The organism is Marinobacter changyiensis, from assembly GCF_009193265.1.
Classification (GTDB): Bacteria; Pseudomonadota; Gammaproteobacteria; order Pseudomonadales; family Oleiphilaceae; genus Marinobacter; species Marinobacter changyiensis.
In genome coordinates this window covers 437716-464270 of the sequence record NZ_VZZZ01000003.1, presented here as the reverse complement: position 1 = coordinate 464270, position 26555 = coordinate 437716, and the positions used below count along the sequence as shown (strand labels likewise).

Sequence of the window (26555 nt, the reverse complement as noted above, 5' to 3'; positions counted from 1 at the left end):
TAAAGGCGGGAAAATGATAAAACACGAGGCAAACAACGATGACAGAACGCGTTCAAGTCGGCGGTCTTCAGGTCGCAAAGGTCCTGCACGATTTTATTAACAACGAAGCTATTCCCGGTACCGGTGTTGAAGCAGCCGCTTTCTGGGCCCAGTGCGACAGCATTATCCATGACCTGGCACCGCGCAATAAGGCCCTTCTGGCCAAGCGGGACGAGTTCCAGGCCCAGATCGACAGCTGGTACACCGAGCGCAAGGGCCAGCCGATCAATATGGACGAGTACAAGTCGTTCCTGATCCGGATCGGTTATCTGGTCGATGAGCCAGCGGACTTCAGTATCTCAACGGCCAACGTGGACCCTGAAATCGCCACTATGGCAGGCCCACAGCTGGTTGTTCCGGTGATGAATGCGCGCTTTGCGCTGAACGCGGTGAATGCCCGCTGGGGCAGCCTTTACGATGCGCTTTACGGCACTGATGTGCTGTCCGAAGACGACGGCGCCGAGAAGGGCCGTGGCTACAACCCCGTACGTGGCGCCAAGGTTATTGACTACGCCCGTAACGTGCTGGATTCGTCTGCACCTTTGGCTGCCGGCAGCCACCAAGATGCTGCCAGATACAGCATTGAAGGCGGCAAGCTGATAGTAAAACTGCAAAACGGTGATGCCACCGGCCTGAAAGACGAGTCGGCGCTGGTGGGCTTTACCGGTGCCTCCGCCGAGCCTACCGGTGTGTTGCTGGTCAAGAACGGCATGCATTTCGAAATCCAGATTGATGCTTCCCATCCGATCGGCAAGACTGACGGAGCTCACGTCAAGGATGTGCTCGTTGAGTCAGCGCTGACCACCATCATGGATTGCGAAGACTCCATTGCAGCGGTCGATGCCGATGACAAGACCGTAGTTTACCGCAACTGGCTGGGCCTGATGAAAGGCGATCTGGTCGAGCGTTTTGAAAAAGGCGGCGAGCAGGTTACGCGGAAAATGAACGGGGACAGAAGCTACAGCGCTCCCGACGGTGGTGAAGTCACACTGTCAGGCCGCAGCCTGATGTTCATTCGCAACGTTGGCCACCTGATGACCATCAATGCCATCCTCGATAAAGACGGCAATGAGATTCCCGAGGGTTTGATGGATGGCCTGATGACCTCATTGATCGCTATCCACGATCTCAAAGGTAACGGCCCGTTGAGCAACAGCAAAACCGGCAGCATGTATATCGTCAAGCCAAAAATGCACGGCCCGGAAGAAGTCGCCTTTACCAACGAGTTTTTCGGGCGTGTTGAAGATGCTCTCGGATTGCCGCGATTTACGCTCAAAGTCGGCATTATGGATGAAGAGCGGCGCACCAGTGTCAACCTCAAAGCTTGTATAGAGGCTGCCAAGGATCGGGTTGCGTTTATCAATACCGGGTTCCTCGATCGCACCGGAGACGAGATTCATACCTCCATGGAGGCTGGGCCGGTGGTGCCCAAGGGCGCGATGAAGCAGGCCACGTGGATTGCAGCCTACGAGAATTCCAATGTCGACGTTGGGCTGGCCACAGGGCTGAAAGGCAAGGCCCAGATCGGTAAGGGTATGTGGGCGATGCCGGACATGATGGCTGAAATGATGAAAGTCAAAATCGGCCATCCAAAAGCGGGTGCCAACACTGCCTGGGTGCCGTCACCCACCGCCGCTACCTTGCATGCGCTGCACTATCATCAGGTCAATGTGGCAGAGGTTCAGTCCGAGCTTGCCAGGCGTGAGCCGGCCAAGGTTGAAGACATCCTGACAGTACCCCTGATGACTGACTGGTCCTCGTTGAGTAAGGATGACGTGCAAAAAGAGCTGGATAACAATGCCCAGGGCATCCTCGGCTACGTGGTGCGCTGGATTGACCAGGGTGTAGGTTGCTCAAAAGTGCCCGATATCAATGATGTGGGCTTGATGGAAGACCGTGCAACGCTGCGTATTGCGTCCCAGCACATCTGCAACTGGATGCACCACGGGGTTTGCACCGGCGAGCAGGTCATGGAAACCATGAAGCGTATGGCGGCCGTGGTGGACCGTCAGAACGCCGGTGACCCGGCCTATCGTCCGATGGCGCCAGGCTTTGATGATAGCGTGGCGTTCCAGGCGGCCTGTGATCTGGTGTTAAAAGGGCGGGAGCAGCCCAACGGGTATACCGAGCCATTGCTACATGCGTACCGCCTGAAGGCAAAAGCCAAATTCGGTCAGTAAGGTCTGGTTGTATTAAAAAACCCCGCTCCGGCGGGGTTTTTTAATGGGCAAGTACTCGTTGAGCCAGTTAACCCTTATGCAGCTCGTTGGCCGCATACAGCGTGTTTTGCAGCAAGGTTGCAATCGTCATGGGCCCCACGCCGCCGGGAACGGGGGTAATGTAAGCGGCGCGCTCCGCGGCCTGCTCGAATTCAACGTCGCCCTTGAGCTTGCCGTCAGCCATGCGGTTGATGCCGACGTCAATCACGGTGGCGCCGGGCTTGACCCATTCGCCTTTAATCAGCCCGGGCTTGCCGGCAGCCGCGATCAGGATATCGGCATCCCCTACAAAGCGTGGCAAATCATCGGTAAACCGGTGGGCGACGGTTGTGGTGGCACCTTTCAGCAAGAGCTCCATCGACATGGGGCGGCCCACGATGTTTGAGGCCCCGACAATGACCGCATGCTGGCCTTTGTAGGGTGTATCGATGCTGTCAAGTAAGGTGATTATGCCCGCAGGAGTACATGGGCGAAGCGCCGGACGACGCTGCATCAGGCGGCCAATGTTGAAAGGGTGGAAGCCGTCGACATCCTTGTCTGGCCGAATCTTCAAGAGAATCGGGTCTGCGTCCAGATGTTCGGGCAGGGGAAGCTGGACCAGGATGCCATCAATCACAGGGTTCTCGTTGAGTTCGTCTATTAACGCCTCAAGCGCGTTCTGTGATGTGGCCGCTGGGAAGTCATAGGATAACGAAAGTATGCCTGCCTCGTCGCAGGCTTTGCGTTTGTTGCCAACGTAGACCCGGGAGGCGGCGTCCTCTCCCACCAGTACAACTGCGAGCCCAGGCCTGCGCAATCCCTGCTGGAGGCGGGACTCGACACCTGCAGCCACTTGTTGCCGTATCGTAGCGGCGATTTCTTTTCCGTTAATCAGTTTGGCAGTCATGGTATAATCTTGTGCGGTTAGGGTGGTCCTGGCGAACGCAGGACTTGCATGAAGGCGCGTATTGTCGCATGCTTCGCCTCCTTCGCCAATGTCGCGGCTCTTTGTCGCGGGGGCGGCTGGAGGTAGTGGTGCGAATGTTCAGGTTTTCCTGAAAACGTTATTGACGGGTCGCATTTCCGCCGGTATGATTCGCGCCAACTTTGCTGAGGTATCTGTTGTTCAGGTCGATCGGGGTATAGCGCAGCCTGGTAGCGCGCCTGCTTTGGGAGCAGGATGTCGGGAGTTCGAATCTCTCTACCCCGACCATTTTCAATCTGGATGATCGGATCAGATGGGCGAAAAGTTAAGCGCCCGTAGCTCAGCTGGATAGAGCAACGGCCTTCTAAGCCGTGGGTCGCAGGTTCGAGTCCTGCCGGGCGCACCATACGCCGTCGGTCAGGTCACACCACAGCGTCCCAACATCAGGCAAAGTTAATACGTGGATCGTGAGATTTACGGGTCAGGAGATTAGTCTGCTGACCGTCAGGCATTTAAGGTATTGCTCAAGACACGCCCGGCGTGCTCTGTAGGTAATTGATGTGGTGGGCGTAGCTCAGTTGGTAGAGCTCAGGATTGTGACTCCTGCGGTCGAGGGTTCGATCCCCTTCGTCCACCCCAACTTTTCTGCTCTGATTTGATTTCCGTGTCCGTAAGATTTTAAACTTGAGTTGCTCAGGTTGTCGCGGGTTTCACGGTAGGATTCTGGTTTTAAGCTCCGGTGGTGGAATTGGTAGACACGGTAGGTTTAGGTCCTACTGCCGAAAGGTGTGGGGGTTCAAGTCCCTCCCGGAGTACCACACTGAAAAGCCTCCAGATTTTGGGGGCTTTTTTATGTCTGAAATTCAGGGCAGGAATCTGAACCGGCATGTTTGCCGATACAGAAATGATCGACGGTTGGTGATTCTCTCCTTGGAGAAAACCGTGGTAAACTATGGCTTTTGATTTTCGCGAGTTCTGCGCCAGACCCATTTCAGAGGGCGCTCTGCCTCGCAACTCATTCATTTTAGTGAACCGGCAATTTGAGGATCTTTCATGCAAGTGTCTGTTGAAACGACATCTAACATCGAGCGTCGAATGACGATTGGTGTGCCCGCCCAGGAAATCGACCAGGCGGTTGAAAAGCGCCTCCAGCACACTGCCCGCACCGTCAAGATGAACGGTTTCCGTCCGGGCAAAGTACCCATGAGTGTGGTAAAGCGTCGTTTTGGAGACGGTGTTCGCCAGGAAATTGTCAGTGAAGTGATGCGTGAAAGCTATGTCAAGGCGCTGGAAGAACAGGATATCGCCCCGGCAGGCTGGCCCAGATTTGAGCCAAAAACCATGGAAGCTGGCAAGGATCTCGAATTCGTTGCCATTTTTGAAGTGTTGCCAGAGATCGAGCTGGGTGATCTAAGCAAGATCGAGGTTGAAAAGCCCACAGCGGATATCACCGAAAAAGACATCGATACGATGATTGATAACCTGCGTCGCCAGCAGGCAACGATGAAGTCAGTCAAGCGCAAGTCAAAGAAGAAAGATACCGTCAATATTGATTTCAAGGGCTTCATCGAAGGCGAAGCGTTCGAGGGCGGGTCTGCTGAAGGCCATAAACTGACCCTGGGTTCCGGTCAGATGATCCCCGGTTTTGAAGATGCCATTATTGGCGGTAAGGCCGAGGAAGAGCTGGAAATCGAAGTGACCTTCCCGGAAGACTACCAGAACGAAGAGCTGGCCGGTAAACCTGCCAGGTTCGAGGTCAAGATCAACGAAGTGGAAGAACCGATCCTGCCGGAGCTGGACCAGGAATTTTTCACCAAATTCGGTATCGAAGCAGAAGATGAGACTGCTTTCCGTGAAGAAGTGAAAAAGAATATGGCCCGCGAGCTTAAACAGGCGGTTTCCACCAAGGTCAAAAACGACGTAGTCGATGGCTTGCTGGAAGTTACCGAGCTTGAAGTTCCACAGACGCTGGTTGATCAGGAAATTGATCGTCTTCGCCAGGATGCGGTTCAGCGTTTTGGTGGTCAGATGGATCCCAAGCAGCTGCCGGCGGAACTGTTCTCCGATCAGGCCATACGTCGAGTCAAAACCGGCCTGCTGTTTCAGGAACTGGTCAAGAAAAATGACCTGAAAGCAGCACCTGAGCAAGTGGACGAAAAGATCCAGGAAATTGCTTCAACGTATGAACAGCCTGAAGAGGTGATCGCACACTTCAATAGCGATCCCCAGCAGAAAACACAGATTGAATCCGCCGTGTTGGAAGATGCAGTGGTCGACTTTGTGCTCTCGCAGGCGAAAGTGACAGAAAAGAAAGTTAAGTACGAAGAGGCGGTGCAGTCTGCCCAGCAGCAGCGATAGGCCCTTTTGAGGCTTTGAGGCTTTAAACAGGAGCAGATTGGAAGCAGCCGGCATGTCCGGCTGTTTTCATCTTGGCCACATGCTGGCACAGTAGCGGCTGCAAATTGACAATGTTCACAGCCCCGAGGGCTGTTAAACGTCCAGAAGGAGTTCAGGCGCATCATGACGCAAAAACCTACTTATGGTTCCGCTATGGATCCCGGCGCGGCACTGGTTCCAATCGTTATAGAGCAGACCGCCCGTGGTGAGCGCTCGTTCGATATATATTCCCGTTTGCTCAAGGAGCGGGTGATTTTTATGGTAGGTCAGGTAGAAGATCACATGGCCAATCTGATTGTGGCCCAGATGTTGTTCCTCGAGTCTGAGAACCCTGATAAAGACATCCATCTTTATATCAACAGCCCCGGTGGCTCTGTCACTGCAGGTATGTCGATCTATGACACCATGCAGTTTATAAAGCCCGATGTTGCCACCTTGTGTGTGGGTCAGGCTGCCAGTATGGGGGCATTTCTTCTGGCTGGCGGGGCTGCCGGCAAACGTTCCTGTTTGCCGAACTCCCGCGTCATGATCCATCAGCCTCTTGGGGGCTATCAGGGGCAGGCGTCGGACATAGAAATTCATACCCGTGAGATTCTCAAGATCCGGACCCAACTGAACACAATTCTTGCCCATCATACCGGGCAGGACCTTGAGACCATCGCTCGTGACACCGATCGTGACCGTTTTATGGATCCCGAGCAGGCGAAAGAGTATGGCCTGATTGATTCGGTACTTGATAAGCGCGTATCGAATAAATAATACTGGATCAGAACGCTACACCTTTTGCCGGCGTAAGATGAGAGTCGGTCCGGCAAACAAAGATAGAGGTATTTCAATGGCAGATGAAAGAAACGGCAGAAGCGACGATAACGGCAAGTTGCTGTACTGCTCGTTTTGTGGAAAGAGCCAGCACGAAGTCCGGAAGCTCATAGCAGGGCCCTCGGTGTTCATCTGCGACGAGTGTGTCGACCTGTGCAATGACATTATCCGTGAAGAAATTCAGGAGAGTGCTCAGGAAGATACCAGTGATCGCCTTCCCACGCCGGCTGAAATCCGTGAAACACTCAATGAGTACGTAATCGGGCAGGACCGCGCCAAAGTTGTGCTCTCCGTGGCGGTTTACAACCACTACAAGCGTCTTCGTTATGGTGAAGGCAAGGCGGAAGTCGAACTTGGCAAGAGTAACATTTTGCTGATCGGTCCCACCGGTAGCGGTAAGACCCTGCTGGCAGAAACCTTGGCCCGCATGTTGAATGTACCATTTACCATTGCCGATGCGACTACATTGACCGAAGCCGGCTACGTTGGTGAGGATGTCGAGAACATCATCCAGAAGCTGCTGCAGAAATGTGATTACGATGTCGACAAGGCCCAGCGGGGCATTGTGTATATTGACGAGATCGACAAAATCTCCCGCAAGTCCGATAACCCGTCGATTACCCGGGACGTATCGGGTGAGGGCGTCCAGCAAGCGCTTCTGAAGCTGATTGAAGGTACGGTTGCATCGGTACCCCCGCAAGGTGGCCGGAAGCACCCCCAGCAGGAGTTCCTGCAGGTGGATACAGGGAATATCCTGTTTATATGCGGCGGTGCATTTGCCGGTCTCGACAAGGTGATTCAAGAGCGGTCCGAGCGTAGCAGTATTGGCTTTTCCGCGTCGGTCGTAAGTCAGGATGATCGTAAAAATACGGGTGAGATCATCAAGGACGTCGAGACCGAAGACCTGGTCAAATACGGACTGATTCCCGAGTTTGTTGGCCGCCTGCCGGTGGTTGCAACATTAACGGAGCTGGATGAGGCAGCGCTGGTTCAGATACTGACCGAGCCGAAGAATGCGCTCACCAAGCAGTACCAGAAACTTTTCGACATGGAAGGTGTCGAACTTGATTTCCGGGAAGATGCGTTGCGGGCAGTGGCCAGGAAGGCAATGGTAAGGAAAACCGGTGCTCGTGGCTTGCGCTCTATTATGGAGGCAACCCTGCTCGATACCATGTACCAGATTCCTTCTGAGCACGATGTGTCCAAGGTCGTTATCGATGAAAGCGTTATCAGCGGTGATTCCGAGCCGTTCAAGATATACGCCAACAAGGATCACGCCAAAGCTGTACCCGAGGATTGAATGTAACTCTGTCTTTTAATCCACGGATTCAGGAATAGATATTAAAAAAGGGCGGCAACGCCCTTTTTTTTGTTTTGCGTTTAACCACAAAAAGTTACAGCGGAAGCCGGGTTTATATCGGCGTGTTAAGAGTGGTGTAAAAAGTTTGTAATTTCACCTGGCGCCCCAATAGAGGGTGTTATGCTGAATTAAATTGTCATCAGAGGATTCCTTATGACCCTGATACCGGAAGAGTCTTTGAAAGAGTACCCCATGCTCCCGCTGCGCGATGTGGTGGTGTTTCCTCACATGGTGGTGCCTTTGTTTGTCGGGCGCGAAAAGTCCATCCAGGCCCTCGAAGCGGCGATGGAGGGCAGTAAGGAGATTCTGCTGGTCGCCCAGCGCGACGCTGGCACTGACGAGCCCGGCCCGAAGGACGTCTTCAATATGGGCACTCTGGCCACGGTGCTGCAAATGCTCCGTCTGCCGGATGGCACCGTCAAGGTGTTGGTTGAAGGTAACGCCAGAGCCAATATTGAGTCGATTGCAGAGGATGACTATCTGACCGGTCGGGCCGTGCTGATGGATGAAGATTCTTTGCCCGAACGTGAAGAGGACATCCTGGTCAAGACGCTCATGGGTGAGTTTGAAAAGTACGTCAAACTGTCGAAGAAAGTGCCCTCAGAAGTGTCCAATGCGCTCACCGGCATTGATGACCTTGAGCGTCTGGCGGACACCATGGCTGCACATCTGGAACTTCGGATTCCTGAAAAGCAGGAGCTTCTGGAGGCCTTGGACGTGCGTAAACGGGTTGATCTGCTATTAGGCAAACTCGATGGCGAGATCGATCTGATCGAAGTTGAAAAACGCATTCGTGGTCGCGTCAAGAAGCAGATGGAGCGCAGCCAGCGAGAGTACTACCTCAATGAGCAAATGAAGGCCATCCAGAAAGAGATGGGCAACATGGGCGAGGGCAACAATGACTTTGAGGAGCTTGAACAGAAGCTTGAAGAAGCGGGTTTGCCGGAGGAAGCTCGCAAGAAAACCGAAGTGGAGCTGAATAAGCTCAAGATGATGTCACCGATGTCGGCGGAAGCAACTGTCGTGCGAGGGTACATTGACTGGATGCTGTCGGTACCCTGGAAGAAGCGAAGCCGTGTCCGTCACGATATTGAAAAAGCCCGGGCGATTCTCGATGAAGATCACTACGGCCTGGACGAGGTCAAGAAGCGTATCCTTGAGTACCTCGCAGTGCAGAGCCGGGTCAAGAAGATCAAGGGTCCTGTGCTTTGCCTGGTAGGCCCCCCGGGGGTCGGTAAAACCTCACTCGGACAATCCATCGCCCGTGCTACCAATCGCAAGTACACGCGTATGGCGCTTGGCGGCGTGCGTGATGAAGCGGAAATCCGGGGGCATCGCAAAACCTATATCGGGGCATTGCCCGGCAAGCTGCTTCAGAAGCTCGCCAAGGTGGGGGTGAAGAACCCTCTGTTCCTGTTCGATGAAATCGACAAGTTGGGCATGGACCATCGTGGTGACCCGGCCTCTGCGCTGCTCGAGGTGTTGGACCCTGAACAGAACCATACTTTTAACGACCATTACCTTGAGGTCGACTATGACCTGTCGGATGTAATGTTTGTATGTACCTCGAACTCCATGGATATACCCTCTGCGTTACTCGACCGGATGGAGATTATCCGCATTCCCGGTTATACCGAGGATGAGAAGGTCAACATAGCCATGAAGTACCTGTTGCCCAAGCAGATAAAAGCGAATGGGCTGGGCAAGAAGGAGCTGGAGGTTCCGGAGGAAACCCTGCGTGACCTTATTCGCTACTACACCCGTGAAGCGGGTGTCAGGGGGCTTGAGCGCGAAATCGCTAAACTGTGTCGGAAAGTTGTCAGGGAGCATGTCGAAAGTGGTGAGCAGACCTCTTTGGTACTTACCCCCGAGTTACTTGAAGACTACTCTGGCGTGCGTAAGGTCAGTTTCGGTCTGGCCGAAGAGAAAAACCAGATTGGCCAGGTGACAGGGCTGGCCTGGACGCAGGTGGGTGGTGAACTCTTGACCATCGAGTGCGCTCTGACCAAGGGTAAGGGGCGAGTCATCAAAACCGGCTCGCTGGGCGATGTGATGCAGGAGTCCATTCAGGCTGCCCTGACGGTTGTCCGAAGTCGTGCCCTTGGCCTGGGAATCTCCGATGATTTCCATGAAAAATTCGATCTGCATGTTCACGTTCCGGAGGGTGCGACGCCAAAAGATGGCCCTAGTGCCGGTGTCGGCATGTGTACAGCACTGGTCTCTGCGCTGACCAAAATTCCGGTGCGGGCGGACGTCGCTATGACCGGGGAAATCACCCTGAGAGGTCAGGTACTGGCTATTGGAGGGCTTAAGGAAAAGCTTCTTGCGGCCCATCGTGGTGGTATCAAGAGAGTGATTATACCGAATGAAAATGTCAGGGATCTCAAAGAGATACCAGACAATATAAAGCAATCTCTTGAAATTATTCCAGCCAAATGGATAGACGAGGTTCTGGACGCCGCGCTGGAATACCCACCAACGCCCCTAACGGAAAAATCCGGCTCTGAAGCAGCATCCGGCAAGGCACGGGATGATGATGCGGAAGGTGCAGAACGCATAAATACACATTAAAGAAGGTTTGTGTTGTTGACAGGCGAGAGAACCCATTGGTATAACTGTTTCGCCGTGAAGCAGCCAATACCAAGGCCTCCCGCGCAAAGTGTACGTATTCCGAAAGCCGGTTTAATGCCGAAAGGAATAAGAAAATCGAAGAATGGAATTCTCTGACCGCTTATGCGATAGTCGAGAACGTCCGAGAAAAACAAACCAACCTATAACATCTTCAACCTGAAATCGAAGGGGTTTAGTGTGAACAAGTCCGAACTTATCGATGCAATTGCAGAGTCAGCAGATCTTTCCAAGGCCAACGCCGGTCGCGCACTTGATGCGATGATTGGTTCCGTTACAGGAGCCCTTAAAAACGGCGACCAGGTCACCCTGATTGGTTTTGGTACCTTTGCGGTAAAAGAGCGTGCAGCCCGCACCGGTCGTAACCCGCAAACTGGCGCAGAAATCAAGATCCCGGCCTCTAAGGTACCTGGCTTCAAGGCAGGCAAGGCCCTGAAAGACGCCGTTAAGTAACGGTCTCTTTCGAAAGGCGGTGCCGGTTCACAGGTGCTGCTGAAGTAACCCTCACAGTGTTACTGGTGGTACAGAGCGTTTCTGGGTCAGCCTGTCGAGGGCGGGGTTACTTCTTACGAATTCGAGGCGCATTCCATCCGGGTGCGCCTTTTTACGTTCAGCGAGTCGAGATATATGCTTCAAGATATCCGTGAAAATGCCCAAGGTACCATTGCCAAGATCATCATCGGGCTCCTCATAGTGTCGCTTTCCATCTGGGGAATGGACGCCATAATCGGTGGGTTCTCCGGAGAACCTCAAGTGGCTACCGTCAATGGCGAAGACATCACTGAGCGGGAATTCCTCAGGGTCGTTCAGATGGAGCGCCAGCGGCGGCTCTCGGACATGGATGCTCCGGACCCCGCGCTGCTTGACGATGATCGTATCCGTACCGACGTGCTTGAAGCTCTGGTTCGTGAACAGATCATGACTCAGGATGCTGCCGCCCAGGGGCTCGAGCTGTCCGACGCCGATATTGACCAATTGATTACTCAGATGCCCCAGTTCCAGGTTGACGGACAGTTTGACAGTGACCGGTTTGTCATGGTTGTCCGCAATATGGGTATGGGCGTTGCTGAGTTCCGGAACGCCATGCGCAACCAGATGGTGATCAACCAGATCCGGAGCGGGCTCACCCAGAGCGGTGTGGTGGCCCCCGCCGTGGTGGATAACCTACTTCGCATTCAATATCAGACCCGTGATTTCCGGACGGTGTCACTGGATGCTGACAGTGTGAGTTCTGAGGTGGAAGTGTCTGATGAAGAGATCGAGGCTTTCTACCAGGATAATGCATCGCAATTCACTGTGCCTGAGACAGTGGTTGCTGAATACATCTCTCTGTCGCTGAGTGAGCTTGCAGAAACGCAACAGGTCAGCGATGAGCAGGTGGCTGAGCTTTACCAGAGCCGGGCCCCGGAGATGGCTTCGGAGGAGCGCAGAGCTTCCCACATTCTGATCGAAGAATCGGATGATGCCGCTGACCAGCTAGTCGAGATCCAGGAAAAGCTGTCTGCGGGAGAGGATTTCGCGGCCTTGGCAGAGAGTTACTCGGATGACACTGTGTCGGCGAGAGACGGCGGTGATCTTGGCTTCGCCAGCAGGGGAATGTTCGACAGTGCTTTTGAAGAGGCGTTGTTTGGTCTTGAGGTCGGAGAGGTATCCGAGCCTGTCGAGACGTCCTTCGGTACTCATATCATCAAGCTGGTGGAGGTTCGCCAGTCCGAGGCGCCACCGCTTGCGACCATGGCAGAGGAACTTCGCAGGGAGCTTGCTGAAGACGCCGCTGGCAAGCGGTACGCGGAAATGCGTTCGGAGCTGGCGGATATGGCGTACTCGGAAGGGAACCTGACGGGTCCTGCGGAGGAGCTTGGGGTGGAAGTTCGGGAGCAGGCGGGTATTACCCGCGAGGGCGGAGAAGGTCCGTTTCAGCATCCCGGTTTGGTGCGCCAGCTGTTTTCCGACGATGTCTTGCAGGACAAGTTCAACACCGAGTTGATTGATGTCGGCAATAACGAATCCGTGGTCGCTCGGGTCAAAAGTTATCAGCCGCAAGGGCAGCGGGAGCTCGCTGAGGTTCGCGATCAGATTCGTGAACGACTGGTGCAGCAAAAGACCCGCGAGCGTTTGGCCGAGCGTGGCCGGGATATGATCGCCAGGTTGCAGAATGGTGAGTCTCTGGAGGAGCTCGATCTTGGGGTAGACAATTGGACCAGTCATGAAGCGACCGATCGCAATGATGGCTCCCTGGCCCCGGAGGTGCTTCGCAGCGCATTCTCTCTGGAGCGTCCGGCTGAAGGCGGTGTTACTTATGGTTTGTCAGAGGGCAATGACCGCGCGGTGATTATTGCGCTGGATGGTGTTACCGATGGGAATGTGGAAGATCGGGCGGCAGAACGAGAGCAGTTGCAGCAGTTCCTGGCCAGCCAGAAAGCCCAGCAAGAGTATCTTGCCTATCAGCAGTACTTGAGAGATAAGGCCGATATCGAGCGGCCCTGATCCTCGAAGCGCCAAAAAAGCCGGGAAAGTAACATGTGGTTGCTCTCCCGGCTTTTTTGTTTCAGGTATCTTTTTTTCCGATATCTTTTTTAACTACCTTTGTCAGGCTTTGTCTCATCCGGGGGCAAGCGTGTGGCTTTGAGGCTGTCCTTGATCTTTTTCAGGTGGTGATGGAAGTCCGTGCCGCGCTTGAGGGTGACCCCGGTTGCCAGGATATCGATCACGGTCAGATGTATGATGCGGGATGACATGGGCATATAAACTTCGGTGTCTTCAGGGGCGGTTACACCAAGTACCACGGTGCACTTGGCTGCCAGAGGAGAATCCGGGGTTGTGATGCCGATTACGGTGGCACCGTTTTCTCGGGCAATTTGCGCAATGTTGATCATTTCGCGGGTGCGCCCGGTGTAGGAAATCACCACGATGACGTCCCCGGTTCCACTTCCAGCAGCAACCATGCGCTGCATCAGAGCGTCGTCGTAAGACATGACCGGGATGTTGAAGCGGAAAAATTTGTGCTGGGCGTCCAGTGCGACTGGAGCGGAGCCGCCCATGCCGAAGAAGTTTATCTGTTTGGCCTGGATCAGGTAATCAATTGCGTTAGCTAGCGCCTTGTGCGAGAGCGCTTGCCGGGCTTTGTCGAGACCGGCGATGGTGCTGAGTACGATTTTATCCGCAAACTCGGCGACAGTGTCCCCGGGCCCGATATTCTGGCCCACGTAAGGTGTTCCGGTTGCTATGCTTTGAGCGAGACGGATCTTGAAATCCGGAAAGCCTGTAGCAGAAAAACTACGGCAGAATCGGTTGACCGTGGGCTCGCTGACCTCGGCGGCCCGCGCCAGGGCGGCGATGCTGTATCGGGTTGCGGATGTCGGATCCTGAAGAATGGCCTCGGCAACCTTGCGCTCGGATTTGTTCAGGCTGTCGAGTCTGGCCTGAATCACTTCCAGCACGTTTTCATCTTGATGGGAATGGTTGGCTGCCATGAATCGGAATCTCCTGTCGCACGGTGTGATTGGTCCCTGAGAGCGGGATTATACCGGTTTTAGTGTTGATAAGTTGTAGTAAAAATATCAAGAATAGGGATTTATTGTTGGTATTTCCTGACTTTGCTGTCATTATTTGCATAAAATTACTACAAATAGATGAGGACTCGGATTTTTCGGAGTCTCTCACCAAAATGAGAGAGTGAGTCATGGTCCAACAGATTGACACCCGCTGTGACCTGATCATGTTTGGCGCCCTCGGTGATCTCGCCCAGCGCAAACTGTTCCCGGCACTGTATCAACTGGAATGTGCACATTTACTGGCAAAAGAGACCCGGATTCTGGCACTGGCACGGGCCAAGATCGACACCGATGGCGCCCGCAAGCAGCTGGCATCCCGAATCCGCGAGCATGTCCGCAAGGATGAGCTGGACGAGGAGGTGCTGGCACGGTTTCTCGGGAGAGTTGATTACCTCTGTTTCGACTTCAGTGACGAGACCGGTTACGCGCCCCTGAACAAATGGCGTCAGCGAGGGGGTGGTGAGCAGATCGTATATATGGCAACGCCACCGTCTCTTTACGGCATGATCGCCCGCAACCTGAAAGCTGGCAACTGTTGCAACGAATCAACCCGGGTCGTGGTGGAAAAACCCATTGGTCACGATCTGGAATCCTCCAAGGTCATCAACGACCAGCTCGCGGAGGTGTTCAATGAAAACCAGTTGTTCCGGATTGATCACTACCTCGGTAAGGAGACCGTGCAAAACCTGATCGCCTTGCGGTTCGCAAACAATTTATTTGCGACCCAATGGAATCAGAACCACATTTCCCACGTCGAGATCACCGTGGCTGAAAGTGTCGGCATTGAAGGGCGCTGGGGGTATTTCGACAAAGCCGGGCAAATGCGCGACATGATCCAGAATCACTTGCTGCAGTTGCTCTGCCTGATCGCCATGGACCCGCCCTCCGATCTGTCTGCTGACAGCATTCGTGACGAGAAAGTGAAAGTGCTGAAGGCGCTCCGGCCTATTACTCCGGATTTGATGGAAACCCATCTGGTGCGGGGGCAGTACACCGCGGGCACGAGCGATGGCAAGCCGGTTCCCGGCTATCTGGAAGAAGAGGATGCAGCCAAGGGCAGTGCTACCGAAACCTTTATTGCACTCAAGGTTGAAATCCATAATTGGCGGTGGGCCGGCGTACCGTTTTATATTCGTACCGGCAAACGCTTACCGGAAAAACTGTCGCAGATTATTATTCACTTCAAGCCGGCACCGCACTATATTTTTGACCCCGATCAAAAGCATTTGGCTAACAACAAGCTCATTATCCGCTTGCAGCCGGATGAAGGTATGTCCCTGCAGATTCTCACCAAAGATCAGGGGCTCGATAAAGGCATGCGCTTGCGACAGGGACCGCTGGAACTGACGTTCTCGGAAGCCTTCAATGCCCGACGCATACCCGATGCCTATGAGCGCTTGCTGTGGGAGATCATGAAGGGTAACCAATATCTGTTTGTGCGACGTGACGAAGTTGAATACGCCTGGCGCTGGGTCGATCAGGTTATCTCGAATTGGGAAGATCACGCAGCCTCCCCGAAGCGCTATGCTTCCGGAACCTGGGGGCCCGTTGCCTCCATTGCGCTGATTACCCGGGACGGAAGGAGTTGGTACGAGGATGTCTGATATCCACTGGCCTGAAGAGGTAACACTGGTGCTCATGGAGGAGCCCGCAGACGTTGCGGCGCGACTGGCGTCGGATGTGGCGGGAAAGCTTGCCGACGCCTTGCACAAGCGTAACCGTGCCAGCCTGGCGGTCTCGGGTGGCAGCACGCCGAAAGCATTCTTCGAGATGCTGAGCAGTGCGCCGCTGGAATGGGCGCGTGTGGATGTGACTCTGGTGGATGAGCGTTGGGTAGAAGCGGGCGACCCCGCCAGCAATGAGCGACTGGTCAGGCAGCATCTGATGCAAAACGCAGCTGCATCGGCAAATTTTATCGGTCTCAAGCAACCCGGGAACTTTGGCGGGTCCGGTCAGGTGGCCTGTGAAAGCGCACTCCAGGGGCTTGCCTGGCCCCTGGATGTAGTTGTGCTGGGAATGGGGAATGATGGTCATACCGCTTCGTTCTTCCCGGACGCACCAGAACTGTCGCAAGCGCTCGACCCGGATAATCCGGCGAAGAGTATCGCCCTTACACCACCTTCTCAGCCCCAGCGCCGTGTCTCACTGACCTTCAGTGCGCTCAATGCGGCGGGCTTCACGGCGCTGCACCTCAAGGGCCATGACAAAATGGAAACGCTGGAGAAGGCGCTCGACAACCTTGCGGACGTCCGCGCTATGCCGGTGCGTGCCTTTCTTGGGCGGTCGGTGTCGGTATTCTGGAGTCCGTAAGGTCGTTGAGCCAGGCACCATCAGATTTACAGGCCTATCAAACTTAATGGAAGAGCAACCACTATGTCCCAGTTAGCCATGCATCACCGTCAACAGGTTCAAGCCATGCTTGCGGCTTGTCCGTTGGTGCCTGTCATCACCATCCATCACCCCGATCACGCGGTACCGCTCGGAAGAGCTTTGGTGCAAGGTGGTATCCGTATTCTCGAGGTAACGCTGCGCTCGGAGTATGGCCTCGACGCGATACGGCAATTGCGTAAGGCCTTGCCGGATGTCTGGGTTGGTGCGGGTACCGTTACACAGATCAGCCAGTACCGGGAAGCCGAAGCCGCAGGTGCGCAGTTTGTGATTACTCCAGGCGTGACGGAGTCGCTTCTCGCTCACGGGCTGAACGCTCAAGCGCCTTTGCTGCCCGGAATCTCAACCATTTCCGAAATGATGATGGGCTATGCCCTGGGGTATCGGGAGTTCAAGTTCTTCCCGGCAGAAGTTTCAGGTGGCATCAAGGCGCTCCAGGCATTTGCCGGGCCGTTTGCAGATGTCAGCTTTTGTCCGACCGGCGGGATTCGCCGTGAAACAGCGAAGGACTATCTGGCACTGGATAACGTGTTGGCGGTCGGAGGTACCTGGTTGACGCCTGAAGACAAGATCGAGGCGGGTGACTGGAATGCTGTTACCGAAATAGTGACCGGAAGTCTCAGCGATATATCCTGAATGCAATTGAAGACTTATTTGAAAACTATTTATTAATTCTGCTGGCAGCCCGGCGAAAGGCTGCCAGCAGATTGCGCTACCTGGCTGTCAGCGAATCTGAGAGCCGACCCGGACAATTTTCATGGAATTAGTGCCACCCTGAGCGTTGGCGTAATCACCCTTGGTCATCACCACCAGCGCACCTTCCTCGACCACGCCACGGTTCAACAGTTCTGCGACGGCCATGGCATTGACTTCTTCGTTGGGTAATTGCTGGGAGTCAAAGGGTACGGTCTGCACGCCTCGATACAACGTGACGCGGTTCTGTGTACTGGTATGGCGGGAAAACGCAAAAATCGGCAAGCTCGATTTAATGCGCGACATCAGCAGTGGCGTAGCACCGGTCTCTGTCATGCAGATGATGGCCTGTACGCCATCCAGGTGGTTGGCGGCATACATAGCAGAGAGCGCAATGGCCTCGTCCACCAATTCCATGGATTCATGCATGCGATGACCTGAGGTGTGCGTAGAGGGGTGCCGTTCCGCTCCGGTACAAATGCGCACCATTGCTTCTACCGCTTCCACCGGATAGTCGCCGACCGCGGTTTCTGCCGACAGCATAACGGCGTCGGTATAGTCGAACACTGCGTTGGCAACGTCCGACACTTCAGCTCGGGTGGGCATCGGGTTTTCAATCATGGATTCCATCATCTGGGTTGCCGTGATCACCACCTTGTTAAGGATGCGTGCGCGGCTGATGATGTTCTTCTGCACGCCGACCAGTTCGGCGTCGCCGATCTCCACGGCAAGATCCCCTCTGGCCACCATCACGGCGTCGGAAGCCTCAATAACCGCATCCAGGGCGTCGTTGTCGTGGGCCAGTTCAGCGCGTTCGATTTTAGCCACCAGGCCTGCGCTGGAGCCTGCTTTTTTCAGCAGCGCACGAGCGGTATGCATGTCATCAGCCGTGCGTACGAACGAGACGGCCACGTAGTCGGCACCAAGCTTGGCCGCGGTGACGATGTCCTGCTTGTCTTTTTCGGTCAATGCATCTGCTGACAGGCCGCCACCGCGCTTGTTCAAACCCTTGTTATTGGACAAGGGGCCGCCGATCAGAATGCGGGAAGTTATGCTGCGTTCGTCAACCTCCTCGACTTCCATCTCAATACGGCCGTCGTCCAGTACCAGGATATCCCCCGGCTTGACGTCATTGATCAGTTCTTCGTAATCAATGCCGACCCGTTCTGCGGTGCCAGCTTCCTTGTCCATGGCCGCATCGAGCACAAAGATCTGGCCACGCTTGAGAGCTACCTTGTTGTCAGTGAAACGGGCAACCCGCAGCTTTGGCCCTTGAAGGTCAGCCATAATAGCGACAAAACGGCCCTGGGACGCTGCCGCATCCCGCACCCGATTGGCTCGCTGGATATGATCATCGGCACTGCCATGGGAGAAGTTCAGTCGCGTTACATCAACGCCAGCCGCAATGATGGCAGCCAGAGACTCCGGAGAATCAGTTGCGGGGCCGAGTGTTGCGACAATTTTGGTGCGCCTGAGCATGGTTTGTTCCTTTGTTTGACGGTGGCCGGATCAATATGTTGGGTATCGGAAGTTGGTGACAACTCAGCGGCTCGCTCTCATCAGAGCCAGGGCATTATCCAGCATGCGGTTCGAAAAGCCCCATTCATTATCGTACCATGCCATGACTTTAGCGTGACGACCCAGAACACGAGTATGGTTGGCATCGTAAATACTGGACAGCGGGTCGTGATTGAAGTCGACACTGACCAGTTTTTCACTGTTGTAGCCCAGCACCGGATTGTTCTCCGCCGCGGCTTTAACGATCTGATTGATCTCTTCTGCCGACGTATCCCGTCCAGCCATAAAGCTGAAATCCACCAGCGACACATTGATTGTAGGGACCCGCACCGCCAGTCCGTCGAGCTTGCCTGCCAGGGCCGGTAGCACCTTGCCGATGGCCGCTGCTGCACCGGTTTTGGTGGGGATCATGGATTGAGTGGCGGAACGTGCGCGATACAGATCGGTATGGTAAACGTCGCTCAGCTTTTGGTCGTTGGTGTAAGAATGAATGGTGGTCATCAGGCCGCTCTCGATACCGATAGCTCCATGGATCGCCTGAACTACCGGCGCCAGGCAATTGGTGGTGCAGGATGCGTTGGAAATGATCTGGTGGTCGGCCGTCAGGGTGTTGTGGTTAACGCCGTATACGATCATGGCATCGGCATCGGCCGATGGTGCTGAAATGATTACTTTGCGTGCGCCAGCGATAAGATGGCCGGCGGCTTTGCTCCGGCTGGTAAACAGGCCAGTACACTCCATCACCACATCAACGTTATGATCTTGCCAGGGCAGTTCTTCAGGATTGCGTATGGCTGTAATCGCGATCCGGTCGCCGTCGACGGACAGTGATTCCTGGTCGTGGCTGACTTCGGCGCTGAAACGACCGTGAACGCTGTCGTATTTCAGCAGGTGGGCGTTGGTTTCGGCATCGCCCAGATCATTGATCGCAACCACTTGCATGTCGTGGCGGTAGCTATTCTCGTAAAGTGCGCGAAGTATATTGCGGCCGATACGACCAAAACCGTTGATTGCAATACGAATAGTCATCTGAGGACTCCGTTTTCGGTATTTGTTGGCGTTATTATGTTCGATTTCGAATGTAGTAAATATAACAACAAAAAAAGGATTAATGAACTTTTAATCGTGATAAAGACAATAAAAGAACGTAAAGTTACTTGCATAAGGGTGGGTTATTGAATTTCCTGCTTTCAAAAACGAGTAATGATGGGAGAGAACCTATGCACCAGACAGTTGAAAAGGTTACCCGGCGCATCATTGAGCGCAGTCGTGGCACCCGCCAGGACTACCTCAGTCGTATGGATGCTCTCAGAGCATCGTCGCCTCAGCGCGGGGTGCTGTCTTGCGGCAACCTGGCCCATGGTTTCGCGGCCTGTGGCAACGCCGACAAAGCCACCCTCAAATTAATGAACAAGGCCAATGTCGCTATCGTCTCTGCCTATAACGACATGCTATCTGCCCATCAACCTTACGAGCGCTTTCCGGACCTGATTCGCGAAGCCGCCCATGGCATGGGCTCTGTAGCCCAGTTTGCCGGGGGAACGCCAGCGATGTGCGACGGTGTTACCCAGGGCCAGCCCGGTATGGAACTGAGCCTGTTTTCCCGGGATGTGATTGCCATGAGTACGGCGATCGCCATGAGTCACAACATGTTTGATGCCACGGTGCTGCTGGGCATTTGCGACAAGATCGTGCCGGGGCTGTTGATTGGCTCGCTGAGCTTTGGTTACCTGCCGACGATACTGATCCCTGCCGGCCCTATGCCGTCGGGCTTGCCGAACAAGGAAAAGCAGCGGGTTCGCCAGCTCTACGCCGAGGGTAAAGTGGGCAAGGATGAGTTGCTTGAGGCCGAAAGCAAGTCCTACCACAGCCCGGGGACCTGCACGTTCTATGGCACCGCCAACAGTAACCAGTTGCTGGTTGAAGTCATGGGTTTGCACCTGCCGGGTGCCGCTTTCATCAACCCCGATACACCCTTGCGAGATGAGCTGACCAGAGCGGCTACCGAGCAGGTCGTGAAGCTGTCCAGACCTAATGGCGGCACACTGGGGCTGGCGGATATGGTGGACGAAAAAAGCATCGTGAATGCCCTGGTGGCGCTGCTGGTTACTGGCGGCTCCACCAACCACACCATCCACTGGATCGCCATCGCCAGGGCAGCAGGTATCATCATTGATTGGAACGACTATGCAGAATTGTCGTCAGCAGTGCCCTCGATGACTCGAATCTACCCCAACGGCGAGGCTGACATCAACGCGTTTCACGATGCCGGTGGTACACCGTTTCTGATTCGCGAGTTGTTATCAGAAGGCTATCTCCACGAGGATGTTGAAACAGTGATGGGCCGGGGGCTTGAGCCCTACACCCGGATGCCTGCCCTGCAAAACAACCAGCTGGTGTGGTCACCGGTTGCTGCTGAAACCCTGAATCCTGCCGTCTTGAGCAGCGCTGCGGAGCCGTTCGCACCCGACGGTGGCATGAAGGTGCTGGATGGCAACCTGGGTCGGGGTGTGATCAAGGTGTCGGCGGTGAAAAAGGAGCACCACAGAGTGGAAGCACCGGCGGTGGTTTTTGATGAGCAGAATGATCTGAAAGCGGCCTTTGAGGCCGGCGAGCTCGATAAGGACTGCGTCGTGGTGGTTCGATTCCAGGGGCCGAAGGCCAACGGGATGCCGGAATTACACAAGCTCACACCCTATTTGGGCGTGTTACAGGACCGCGGTTTTCATGTGGCACTGGTAACGGATGGTCGAATGTCTGGTGCCTCCGGTAAGGTACCGGCTGCCATTCACGTCTACCCGGAGGCCGCCAACGGTGGGCCGCTGGCGAAAGTTCGTAATGGCGACAGGATCTGCGTCGATGCGGAAGCCGGTAAACTGACCATAGCGCTCGCAGATGAAGAGTTGGCTCGCCGGCCGCAGGCCACGGCAGATCTGACTATGTCCCATACCGGTTTGGGACGTGAAATGTTTGGCTGGATGCGTCGGGCAGCAAGCAGCCCGGAAGAGGGCGCTAGTTTTTTCTGGAATCACGAGGCATGACGGCAGAAACCTATGCTCTGGTAGGAGATATCGGTGGCACCAATGCACGCTTCGCGTTGTTGCAGGAGGGTAGCGTCAAGCCGTTGGCTCTTGAGGTATTGCCCTGCGCGGACTACGCCAACCTTGATGAGGCTGTGGTCGATTATCTTGCCCGGGCGGGTGTCGATTCCGTTGACGAGGTATGCTTTGCTGTTGCATCCCCAGTGACGGGTACCCAGGTCAGAATGACTAACAACCATTGGCGGTTCGATATCCATGCCGTTCAGCAACAGTTCGGCTGGCGGACCTTCAAAGTCATTAATGACTATACTGCCATGGCACTCGGCGTGCTTCATGTCACGAACGACAAGCTGGTTCACGTCTGCGGCGGCCCGGGTAATCCGGCTCGCCCGAAGCTGGTTATTGGCCCCGGTACCGGCTTGGGCGTGTCCGGTCTGATGCCGATTCGCAACGGATGGGTCCCGCTGATAACCGAGGGAGGTCATGTTGATTTTGCGCCCACGGACGAGACCGAGGCGGCTATCCTGAGGATACTCCATGCCCGTTTCGGACGAGTGTCGGTGGAGCGGATTCTTTGTGGCCAGGGTCTGCTCAACCTCTATCAGGCCCATGCCGAGCTCCAGGGTTTGGCGGCGCCTCTTGATACGCCAGACAAGATTACTGCGGCCGCGCTGGAGCGCCAGGGCACTCTGGCGCACCAGGTGTTATGCCACTTCTGCACCATTCTCGGTCGGGCGGCGGGGAATGCAGCCCTGACTCTGGGTAGTCTGGGCGGGGTCTATCTGTGTGGTGGCATCCTTCCCCGGTTTATCGACTTTTTTCTTGGTAGCCCGTTCCAGAGTGGTTTTGAGGACAAAGGGCGGATGCGCCCGCTCATGGAGTTCACGCCGGTATATCTTGTGACCGATACATATACCGGTTTGCTGGGCGCCGCTGAAGCGCTGGGAAATCCTGAAGTGCAATGAGCAAGTCGGCCGGCTGAAGCGGTGTGGCAGTGAGCGTGAGGTTTAACGGATAGTTCGTTATTTGAAGTAGCGCACTGGCCACCCAACCTAAAGTTGATGAATAAAATCCGACGGATCAAACCGGTACTGTTGGTGATAGATGCCATTGTCGGCTTGCCTGCCCGCAGCCAGCACCATAATCACATTGCCGTCCTTGGGGACACCGAGGATGCGACGAACCCGGCAGTCGTCAAAGCCCTCCATGGGGCAGGAATCATAACCATGGGCGCGCAATGCCAGCATCAGGTTTTCAGCGGCCAGGGCAGTCGATTTGGCCGCCCAAACTTTCATCTCACAACTGGAATACGGCCCCCGTGGGACCGGGCGGCGCAGGCCTATTACTGAGCTGGCCGCTTTTTTCACCATGCCCAGCAGGCCGAACGGCCCCTGGTTGTAATGAAGCGGGGCAACTCTGGAGTAATATTTTTCAACGATGCGTGGCCGCTTGTCCCCGGGCCATTCGTCGAGGTTGCGCTGGCTGTTCTGCCGCCAGGTATTGGTACGGGCAACAATGCCGATCAGTACCGGCGCTGTTTTAGCCGCATTCTGACCAAGGCAGGCGGTGGCGAGTTGCTGCCGGACAGCAGGCGTTCGCACCACATAAAATTCCCAGGGTTGAAGATTGCTGGAATTGGGCGCCAGCATCGCAAGCTCAAGGCAATCATCCAGAATCCGGTCGGGTAGAGGTTCCGCGGTAAACCGCCGGATGGACCGCCGGCTGCGAACGACTTTGCGGAACTCCTCGACGTCTATTTCGGGTAGGTGGTCACTTGTTTCCGGTTGTAGTCGGGCCATCTGGCATACTCTCATCAATAGCAGTTTAAAAAACACAGTTAAGACAGGATATCACTATGAGTCAGGCAGACGATTCGTTTGCGGAGCTCCTGAAACAAGTCAGGCAATGCACCCTGTGCCGGGACGTGTTACCCGAGCCGCCCCGTCCGGTTATTCAGGCCAGCCGTCAGGCTCGTTTGCTGGTAGTCGGCCAGGCGCCAGGGCGCCGTGTTCACGATACCGGGCTTCCATTCAACGATCCCAGTGGTGATCGACTCAGAACCTGGATGGGCATCGACAGGGAGACTTTTTACGATGAGCAGAAGATTGCCATCGTGCCCATGGGGTTCTGTTACCCGGGCACTGGCAAGTCAGGCGATAACCCGCCCCGGCCGGAATGCGCTGCCACGTGGCGAACGGCATTGATGGCGGGACTGGACAACATTGAGCTTACCCTTGCTATCGGCCAGTATGCCCAGGCCTGGCACCTGGGACAGAACAAAAGCAAGCGTTCAGTGACAGAAGTCGTGGCCGATTGGCAATCGTTCTGGCCCGAGGTAATTCCACTCCCACACCCAAGCCCTCGAAATAATATGTGGCTGCGACGCAACCCCTGGTTTGAGGAGCGGGTTGTGCCGATGCTGCAGGCGCAAGTGAAACTGCTACTCGCGCCTCGCTGACCCGGGACACTGGTACAACAATTTTTTCAAGCCCGGAAAATCAGACCGCTATCGAGGGCTTTCATCGAGATATGCCTGCAGTGCATTAACCTGCTCATCTTTCATGCGCAAGCCCTGTTTGGTGCGACGCCAAACTATGTCCTCTGCGCTGATCGCCCATTCGTGCTCACGTAAATACTCCACTTCTGCCGCGTAGAGATTGCCGCCAAACAGTTGCCCCAGGGATTCAACAGAGCAGTGGTCCCGAAGAATTTCATAGGCCCGGGTGCCATAAGTCCGGGCGTACCGTTTCGCGAGTTTCTCCGGCAGCCAGCGAAATTCCTTACCGAACTCTGCCACCAGCGCATTCCAGTCGGTGAAGTCGCCGCCCGGAAGCGGGGCATGTTTGGTCCATTCCGGCCCGGCGCTGGGAAAGAAGCTGCAGATCTTGTCAGTCGCGGCTTCGGCGAGCTTGCGGTAGGTGGTTATCTTGCCGCCGAATACCGAAATCAGCGGTGCATTGCGGGTTTTGCCGCCGCCATCGACCTCAAAGGTGTAGTCCCTGGACGCTTTCTGGGCCGAGCCCTCATCATCCATCAGGGGGCGGACGCCGGAATACGACCACACAACGTCCTCGGGCGTTATCTTATGCTTGAAATGGTGGTTAACGATGGAGCAGAGATAATCGGTTTCTTCTGCCGAGATCATAGCCTTCCTGGGGTCGCCCTCGTAATCCACATCAGTGGTGCCGATCAGCGAGAAATCGTCTTCGTAGGGAATCACAAAAATGATTCGGTTGTCGGCATTCTGCAGAATGTAAGCTTCCGGCTCGTTGTGTATTTTTGGCACAACAATATGGCTGCCCTTGACCATACGAATTTGCTTGGGCGCAGGGATGGTCATGGTGTCCTTGAACAGTTTACTGACCCACGGACCGCTGGCATTCACCAATGCGCGGCATTGAAAGGATGTGCGCTCACCGGTTTGCTGGTCTTCCAGCACCACGTTCCATAGCTTGTCATTGCGGTCGGCCTTGACGCATTTTGTCCGGGTCTTGATGGCGGCGCCTTTTTCTTCCGCTGCTTTGGCTGTCAGCACCACCAGACGCGCGTCATCCACCCAGCCGTCAGAATACTCAAAACCCCTGGTGATCTCATTGACCAACGGGCCATCGCGGCGGAACCGAATGCTTCTGGAACCCTTGAGTGTTTCACGTTTGGCGAGATGGTCGTAAAGGAACAGACCGGTGCGAATCATCCATGCGGGGCGCAGATGAGACTGGTGAGGCAGTCGGAACCGCATCGGCCACATAATATGGGGTGCATTCTTGAGCAGTGACTCACGCTCGGCGAGGGCCTGACGAACCAGCTTGAACTCATAGTGCTCAAGGTAGCGCAAACCACCGTGAATCAACTTGCTGCTATTGGAGGAAGTGGCTGACGCCAGGTCGTTCATCTCGCAAAGTATGACGCTGAGGCCGCGTCCGGCGGCATCCATGGCAATGCCGGTCCCGTTTACGCCACCTCCTACTACAACAAGGTCGACTATTGAGTTATCAGAGGTCATTTCTCGCCGTCTCCTGACAGTCAGAGAGCAATATGGCCAGGATTGCCTACATTTTTTCGATATTGAAACCTGGACAAGGTACGACTGGCATTATGCGAAAAAGATAAGAATTCGTAAAGGAAAAAATAGAAAACAAAACGAACATCAAGCAGCAATAGGCGATCGTGTAAGCGCGACTACGCCGGTTGGGAAAACAAGCCGGCACTCAGACTACATGAAGCTCCACGCCATGTTCCCGAAGCATTTTCTGGATCTCGTCCGGAGGATCCTGGTCGGTAAAAAAGTGATCCGCCTGAGTGATGTCCCCGAGTCTGACCATGGCATTTCGACCGAATTTGGAGTGGTCTGCGGCGAGTAGTACTTTGGCCGAATTGGCAATGATGGTTTGAGCCACCCGTACTTCACGATAATCGAAATCGAGCAACGAGCCGTCGCTGTGGATGCCGCTGATGCCAATGATCCCGAAATCCATCTTGAATTGATTGATAAAGTCCCGGGTGGCTTCTCCCACGATACCGCCATCGCGGTTTCTGACCTCGCCGCCGGCGACGATGACATTGAAGTCTTCTCGTGCGGACAATATTGACGCCACATGGAGGTTGTTGGTTACTATACGCAGGTTGCTGTGGTCCAGAAGAGCCCGCGCGATGGTTTCGGTAGTGGTGCCAATGTTAATGAATAATGACGAGTTATCAGGAATGTAGCGGACCAGCTCCTTGGCGATGCGTTCCTTGGCTTCGAGTTCCATGATTTTACGAGTCTGGTAAGCTGTATTGACGGTGCTCGAGTCAATGCCTGCGCCACCATGATGGCGCCTGACCTTGCTCTCCTTGGCCAGCTGATTGAGATCTCGACGGATGGTCTGGGGGGTCACCTGGAAATGATCTACCAACTGCTCGGTCGTGACAAACCCGTTTTTCTGAATAAGCTCGATGATAAGATCCTGCCGCCGTCGCTGTGCCATTCGCCTGTGCCTCTTCCGGGCAACCCGT

General features: G+C 54.9%; 20 protein-coding genes and 4 tRNA genes. 17 read left to right on the top strand and 7 right to left on the bottom strand.

The features are described from left to right. Positions 1-38: 38 nt before the first annotated feature. A complete protein-coding gene (locus tag F6Y09_RS10855) occupies positions 39-2219 on the top strand; it encodes a malate synthase G (protein WP_152206935.1) in 2181 nt (726 codons plus the stop codon). Positions 2220-2286: 67 nt separating this feature from the next. On the opposite strand, the gene folD is transcribed toward F6Y09_RS10855, so the two are convergent. After that, complete coding sequence (gene folD / locus F6Y09_RS10850) at positions 2287-3144, bottom strand: bifunctional methylenetetrahydrofolate dehydrogenase/methenyltetrahydrofolate cyclohydrolase FolD (RefSeq protein WP_152206934.1); 858 nt, start codon at positions 3142-3144, stop codon at positions 2287-2289. A gap of 229 nt (positions 3145-3373) precedes the next feature. Here folD and F6Y09_RS10845 point away from each other — a divergent pair. From F6Y09_RS10845 to F6Y09_RS10800, 10 genes are all read left to right on the top strand, one after another. Further along, positions 3374-3450 (top strand) — tRNA-Pro (locus F6Y09_RS10845). Positions 3451-3491: 41 nt separating this feature from the next. Beyond that, positions 3492-3568: transfer RNA gene (locus F6Y09_RS10840), tRNA-Arg, on the top strand. Positions 3569-3725: 157 nt separating this feature from the next. Beyond that, positions 3726-3801: transfer RNA gene (locus F6Y09_RS10835), tRNA-His, on the top strand. A gap of 94 nt (positions 3802-3895) precedes the next feature. Then, positions 3896-3980 (top strand) — tRNA-Leu (locus F6Y09_RS10830). A gap of 235 nt (positions 3981-4215) precedes the next feature. Then, positions 4216-5520, top strand: coding sequence for a trigger factor (tig, locus tag F6Y09_RS10825; protein ID WP_152206933.1), 1305 nt, complete (start codon positions 4216-4218; stop codon positions 5518-5520). 162 nt (positions 5521-5682) lie between these two features. Further along, positions 5683-6318, top strand: coding sequence for an ATP-dependent Clp endopeptidase proteolytic subunit ClpP (gene clpP / locus F6Y09_RS10820; protein ID WP_218944145.1), 636 nt, complete (start codon positions 5683-5685; stop codon positions 6316-6318). A 76-nt stretch (positions 6319-6394) separates the two neighbouring features. After that, the gene (clpX, locus tag F6Y09_RS10815; protein ID WP_152206932.1) at positions 6395-7678 is read left to right on the top strand and encodes an ATP-dependent Clp protease ATP-binding subunit ClpX; all 1284 of its coding nucleotides are present in this window, start codon (positions 6395-6397) and stop codon (positions 7676-7678) included. Between the two features lie 213 nt (positions 7679-7891). After that, complete coding sequence (gene lon, locus F6Y09_RS10810) at positions 7892-10309, top strand: endopeptidase La (protein ID WP_152206931.1); 2418 nt, start codon at positions 7892-7894, stop codon at positions 10307-10309. Between the two features lie 237 nt (positions 10310-10546). After that, positions 10547-10819: an HU family DNA-binding protein gene (locus tag F6Y09_RS10805; RefSeq protein WP_152206930.1), complete on the top strand. Its 273-nt coding sequence runs from the start codon at positions 10547-10549 to the stop codon at positions 10817-10819. Positions 10820-10993: 174 nt separating this feature from the next. Continuing rightward, a complete protein-coding gene (locus tag F6Y09_RS10800) occupies positions 10994-12853 on the top strand; it encodes a SurA N-terminal domain-containing protein (protein WP_152206929.1) in 1860 nt (619 codons plus the stop codon). 89 nt (positions 12854-12942) lie between these two features. Here F6Y09_RS10800 and F6Y09_RS10795 read toward each other — a convergent pair whose 3' ends face one another. After that, positions 12943-13839 (bottom strand): MurR/RpiR family transcriptional regulator, encoded by an 897-nt coding sequence (locus F6Y09_RS10795; protein ID WP_152206928.1) that lies wholly within the window; start codon positions 13837-13839, stop codon positions 12943-12945. 209 nt (positions 13840-14048) lie between these two features. Here F6Y09_RS10795 and zwf point away from each other — a divergent pair, with 209 nt between their 5' ends. The 3 genes from zwf to F6Y09_RS10780 all read left to right on the top strand — a co-directional run bounded on the left by zwf (position 14049) and on the right by F6Y09_RS10780 (position 16944). After that, positions 14049-15524: a glucose-6-phosphate dehydrogenase gene (gene zwf, locus F6Y09_RS10790; protein ID WP_152206927.1), complete on the top strand. Its 1476-nt coding sequence runs from the start codon at positions 14049-14051 to the stop codon at positions 15522-15524. Beyond that, positions 15517-16230, top strand: coding sequence for a 6-phosphogluconolactonase (gene pgl / locus F6Y09_RS10785; RefSeq protein WP_152206926.1), 714 nt, complete (start codon positions 15517-15519; stop codon positions 16228-16230). Before zwf ends, pgl begins: the two co-directional genes overlap by 8 nt. Positions 16231-16293: 63 nt before the next feature. Beyond that, complete coding sequence (locus F6Y09_RS10780) at positions 16294-16944, top strand: bifunctional 4-hydroxy-2-oxoglutarate aldolase/2-dehydro-3-deoxy-phosphogluconate aldolase (RefSeq protein ID WP_152206925.1); 651 nt, start codon at positions 16294-16296, stop codon at positions 16942-16944. Between the two features lie 87 nt (positions 16945-17031). On the opposite strand, the gene pyk is transcribed toward F6Y09_RS10780, so the two are convergent. After that, positions 17032-18480: a pyruvate kinase gene (pyk, locus tag F6Y09_RS10775; protein ID WP_152206924.1), complete on the bottom strand. Its 1449-nt coding sequence runs from the start codon at positions 18478-18480 to the stop codon at positions 17032-17034. A gap of 63 nt (positions 18481-18543) precedes the next feature. Further along, the gene (gene gap, locus F6Y09_RS10770; protein WP_152206923.1) at positions 18544-19548 is read right to left on the bottom strand and encodes a type I glyceraldehyde-3-phosphate dehydrogenase; all 1005 of its coding nucleotides are present in this window, start codon (positions 19546-19548) and stop codon (positions 18544-18546) included. Positions 19549-19739: 191 nt separating this feature from the next. Between gap and edd the strand changes: the two genes are divergently transcribed. Together edd and F6Y09_RS10760 are read left to right on the top strand one after the other, a co-directional pair. Beyond that, positions 19740-21560 (top strand): phosphogluconate dehydratase, encoded by a 1821-nt coding sequence (gene edd / locus F6Y09_RS10765; RefSeq protein ID WP_152206922.1) that lies wholly within the window; start codon positions 19740-19742, stop codon positions 21558-21560. After that, positions 21557-22525, top strand: coding sequence for a glucokinase (locus F6Y09_RS10760; protein WP_152206921.1), 969 nt, complete (start codon positions 21557-21559; stop codon positions 22523-22525). The genes edd and F6Y09_RS10760 overlap by 4 nt, the downstream gene beginning before the upstream one ends. Before the next feature lie 87 nt (positions 22526-22612). Here the strand turns inward: F6Y09_RS10760 and F6Y09_RS10755 are convergent, their stop codons facing one another. Next, entirely contained in the window at positions 22613-23359 is a 747-nt protein-coding gene (locus tag F6Y09_RS10755) for a nitroreductase family protein (protein WP_152206920.1), read from the bottom strand. A gap of 56 nt (positions 23360-23415) precedes the next feature. On the opposite strand from F6Y09_RS10755, the gene F6Y09_RS10750 reads away from it, so the two are divergent. Further along, positions 23416-24018 carry a uracil-DNA glycosylase family protein gene (locus tag F6Y09_RS10750; protein ID WP_152206919.1) on the top strand — a complete coding sequence of 201 codons (603 nt, stop codon included), beginning with the start codon at positions 23416-23418 and terminating at the stop codon, positions 24016-24018. 48 nt (positions 24019-24066) lie between these two features. Here the strand turns inward: F6Y09_RS10750 and glpD are convergent, their stop codons facing one another. Together glpD and F6Y09_RS10740 are read right to left on the bottom strand one after the other, a co-directional pair. After that, positions 24067-25563 carry a glycerol-3-phosphate dehydrogenase gene (gene glpD, locus F6Y09_RS10745; RefSeq protein ID WP_152206918.1) on the bottom strand — a complete coding sequence of 499 codons (1497 nt, stop codon included), beginning with the start codon at positions 25561-25563 and terminating at the stop codon, positions 24067-24069. 205 nt (positions 25564-25768) lie between these two features. Continuing rightward, the gene (locus tag F6Y09_RS10740; protein ID WP_152206917.1) at positions 25769-26527 is read right to left on the bottom strand and encodes a DeoR/GlpR family transcriptional regulator; all 759 of its coding nucleotides are present in this window, start codon (positions 26525-26527) and stop codon (positions 25769-25771) included. Positions 26528-26555 lie beyond the last annotated feature (28 nt).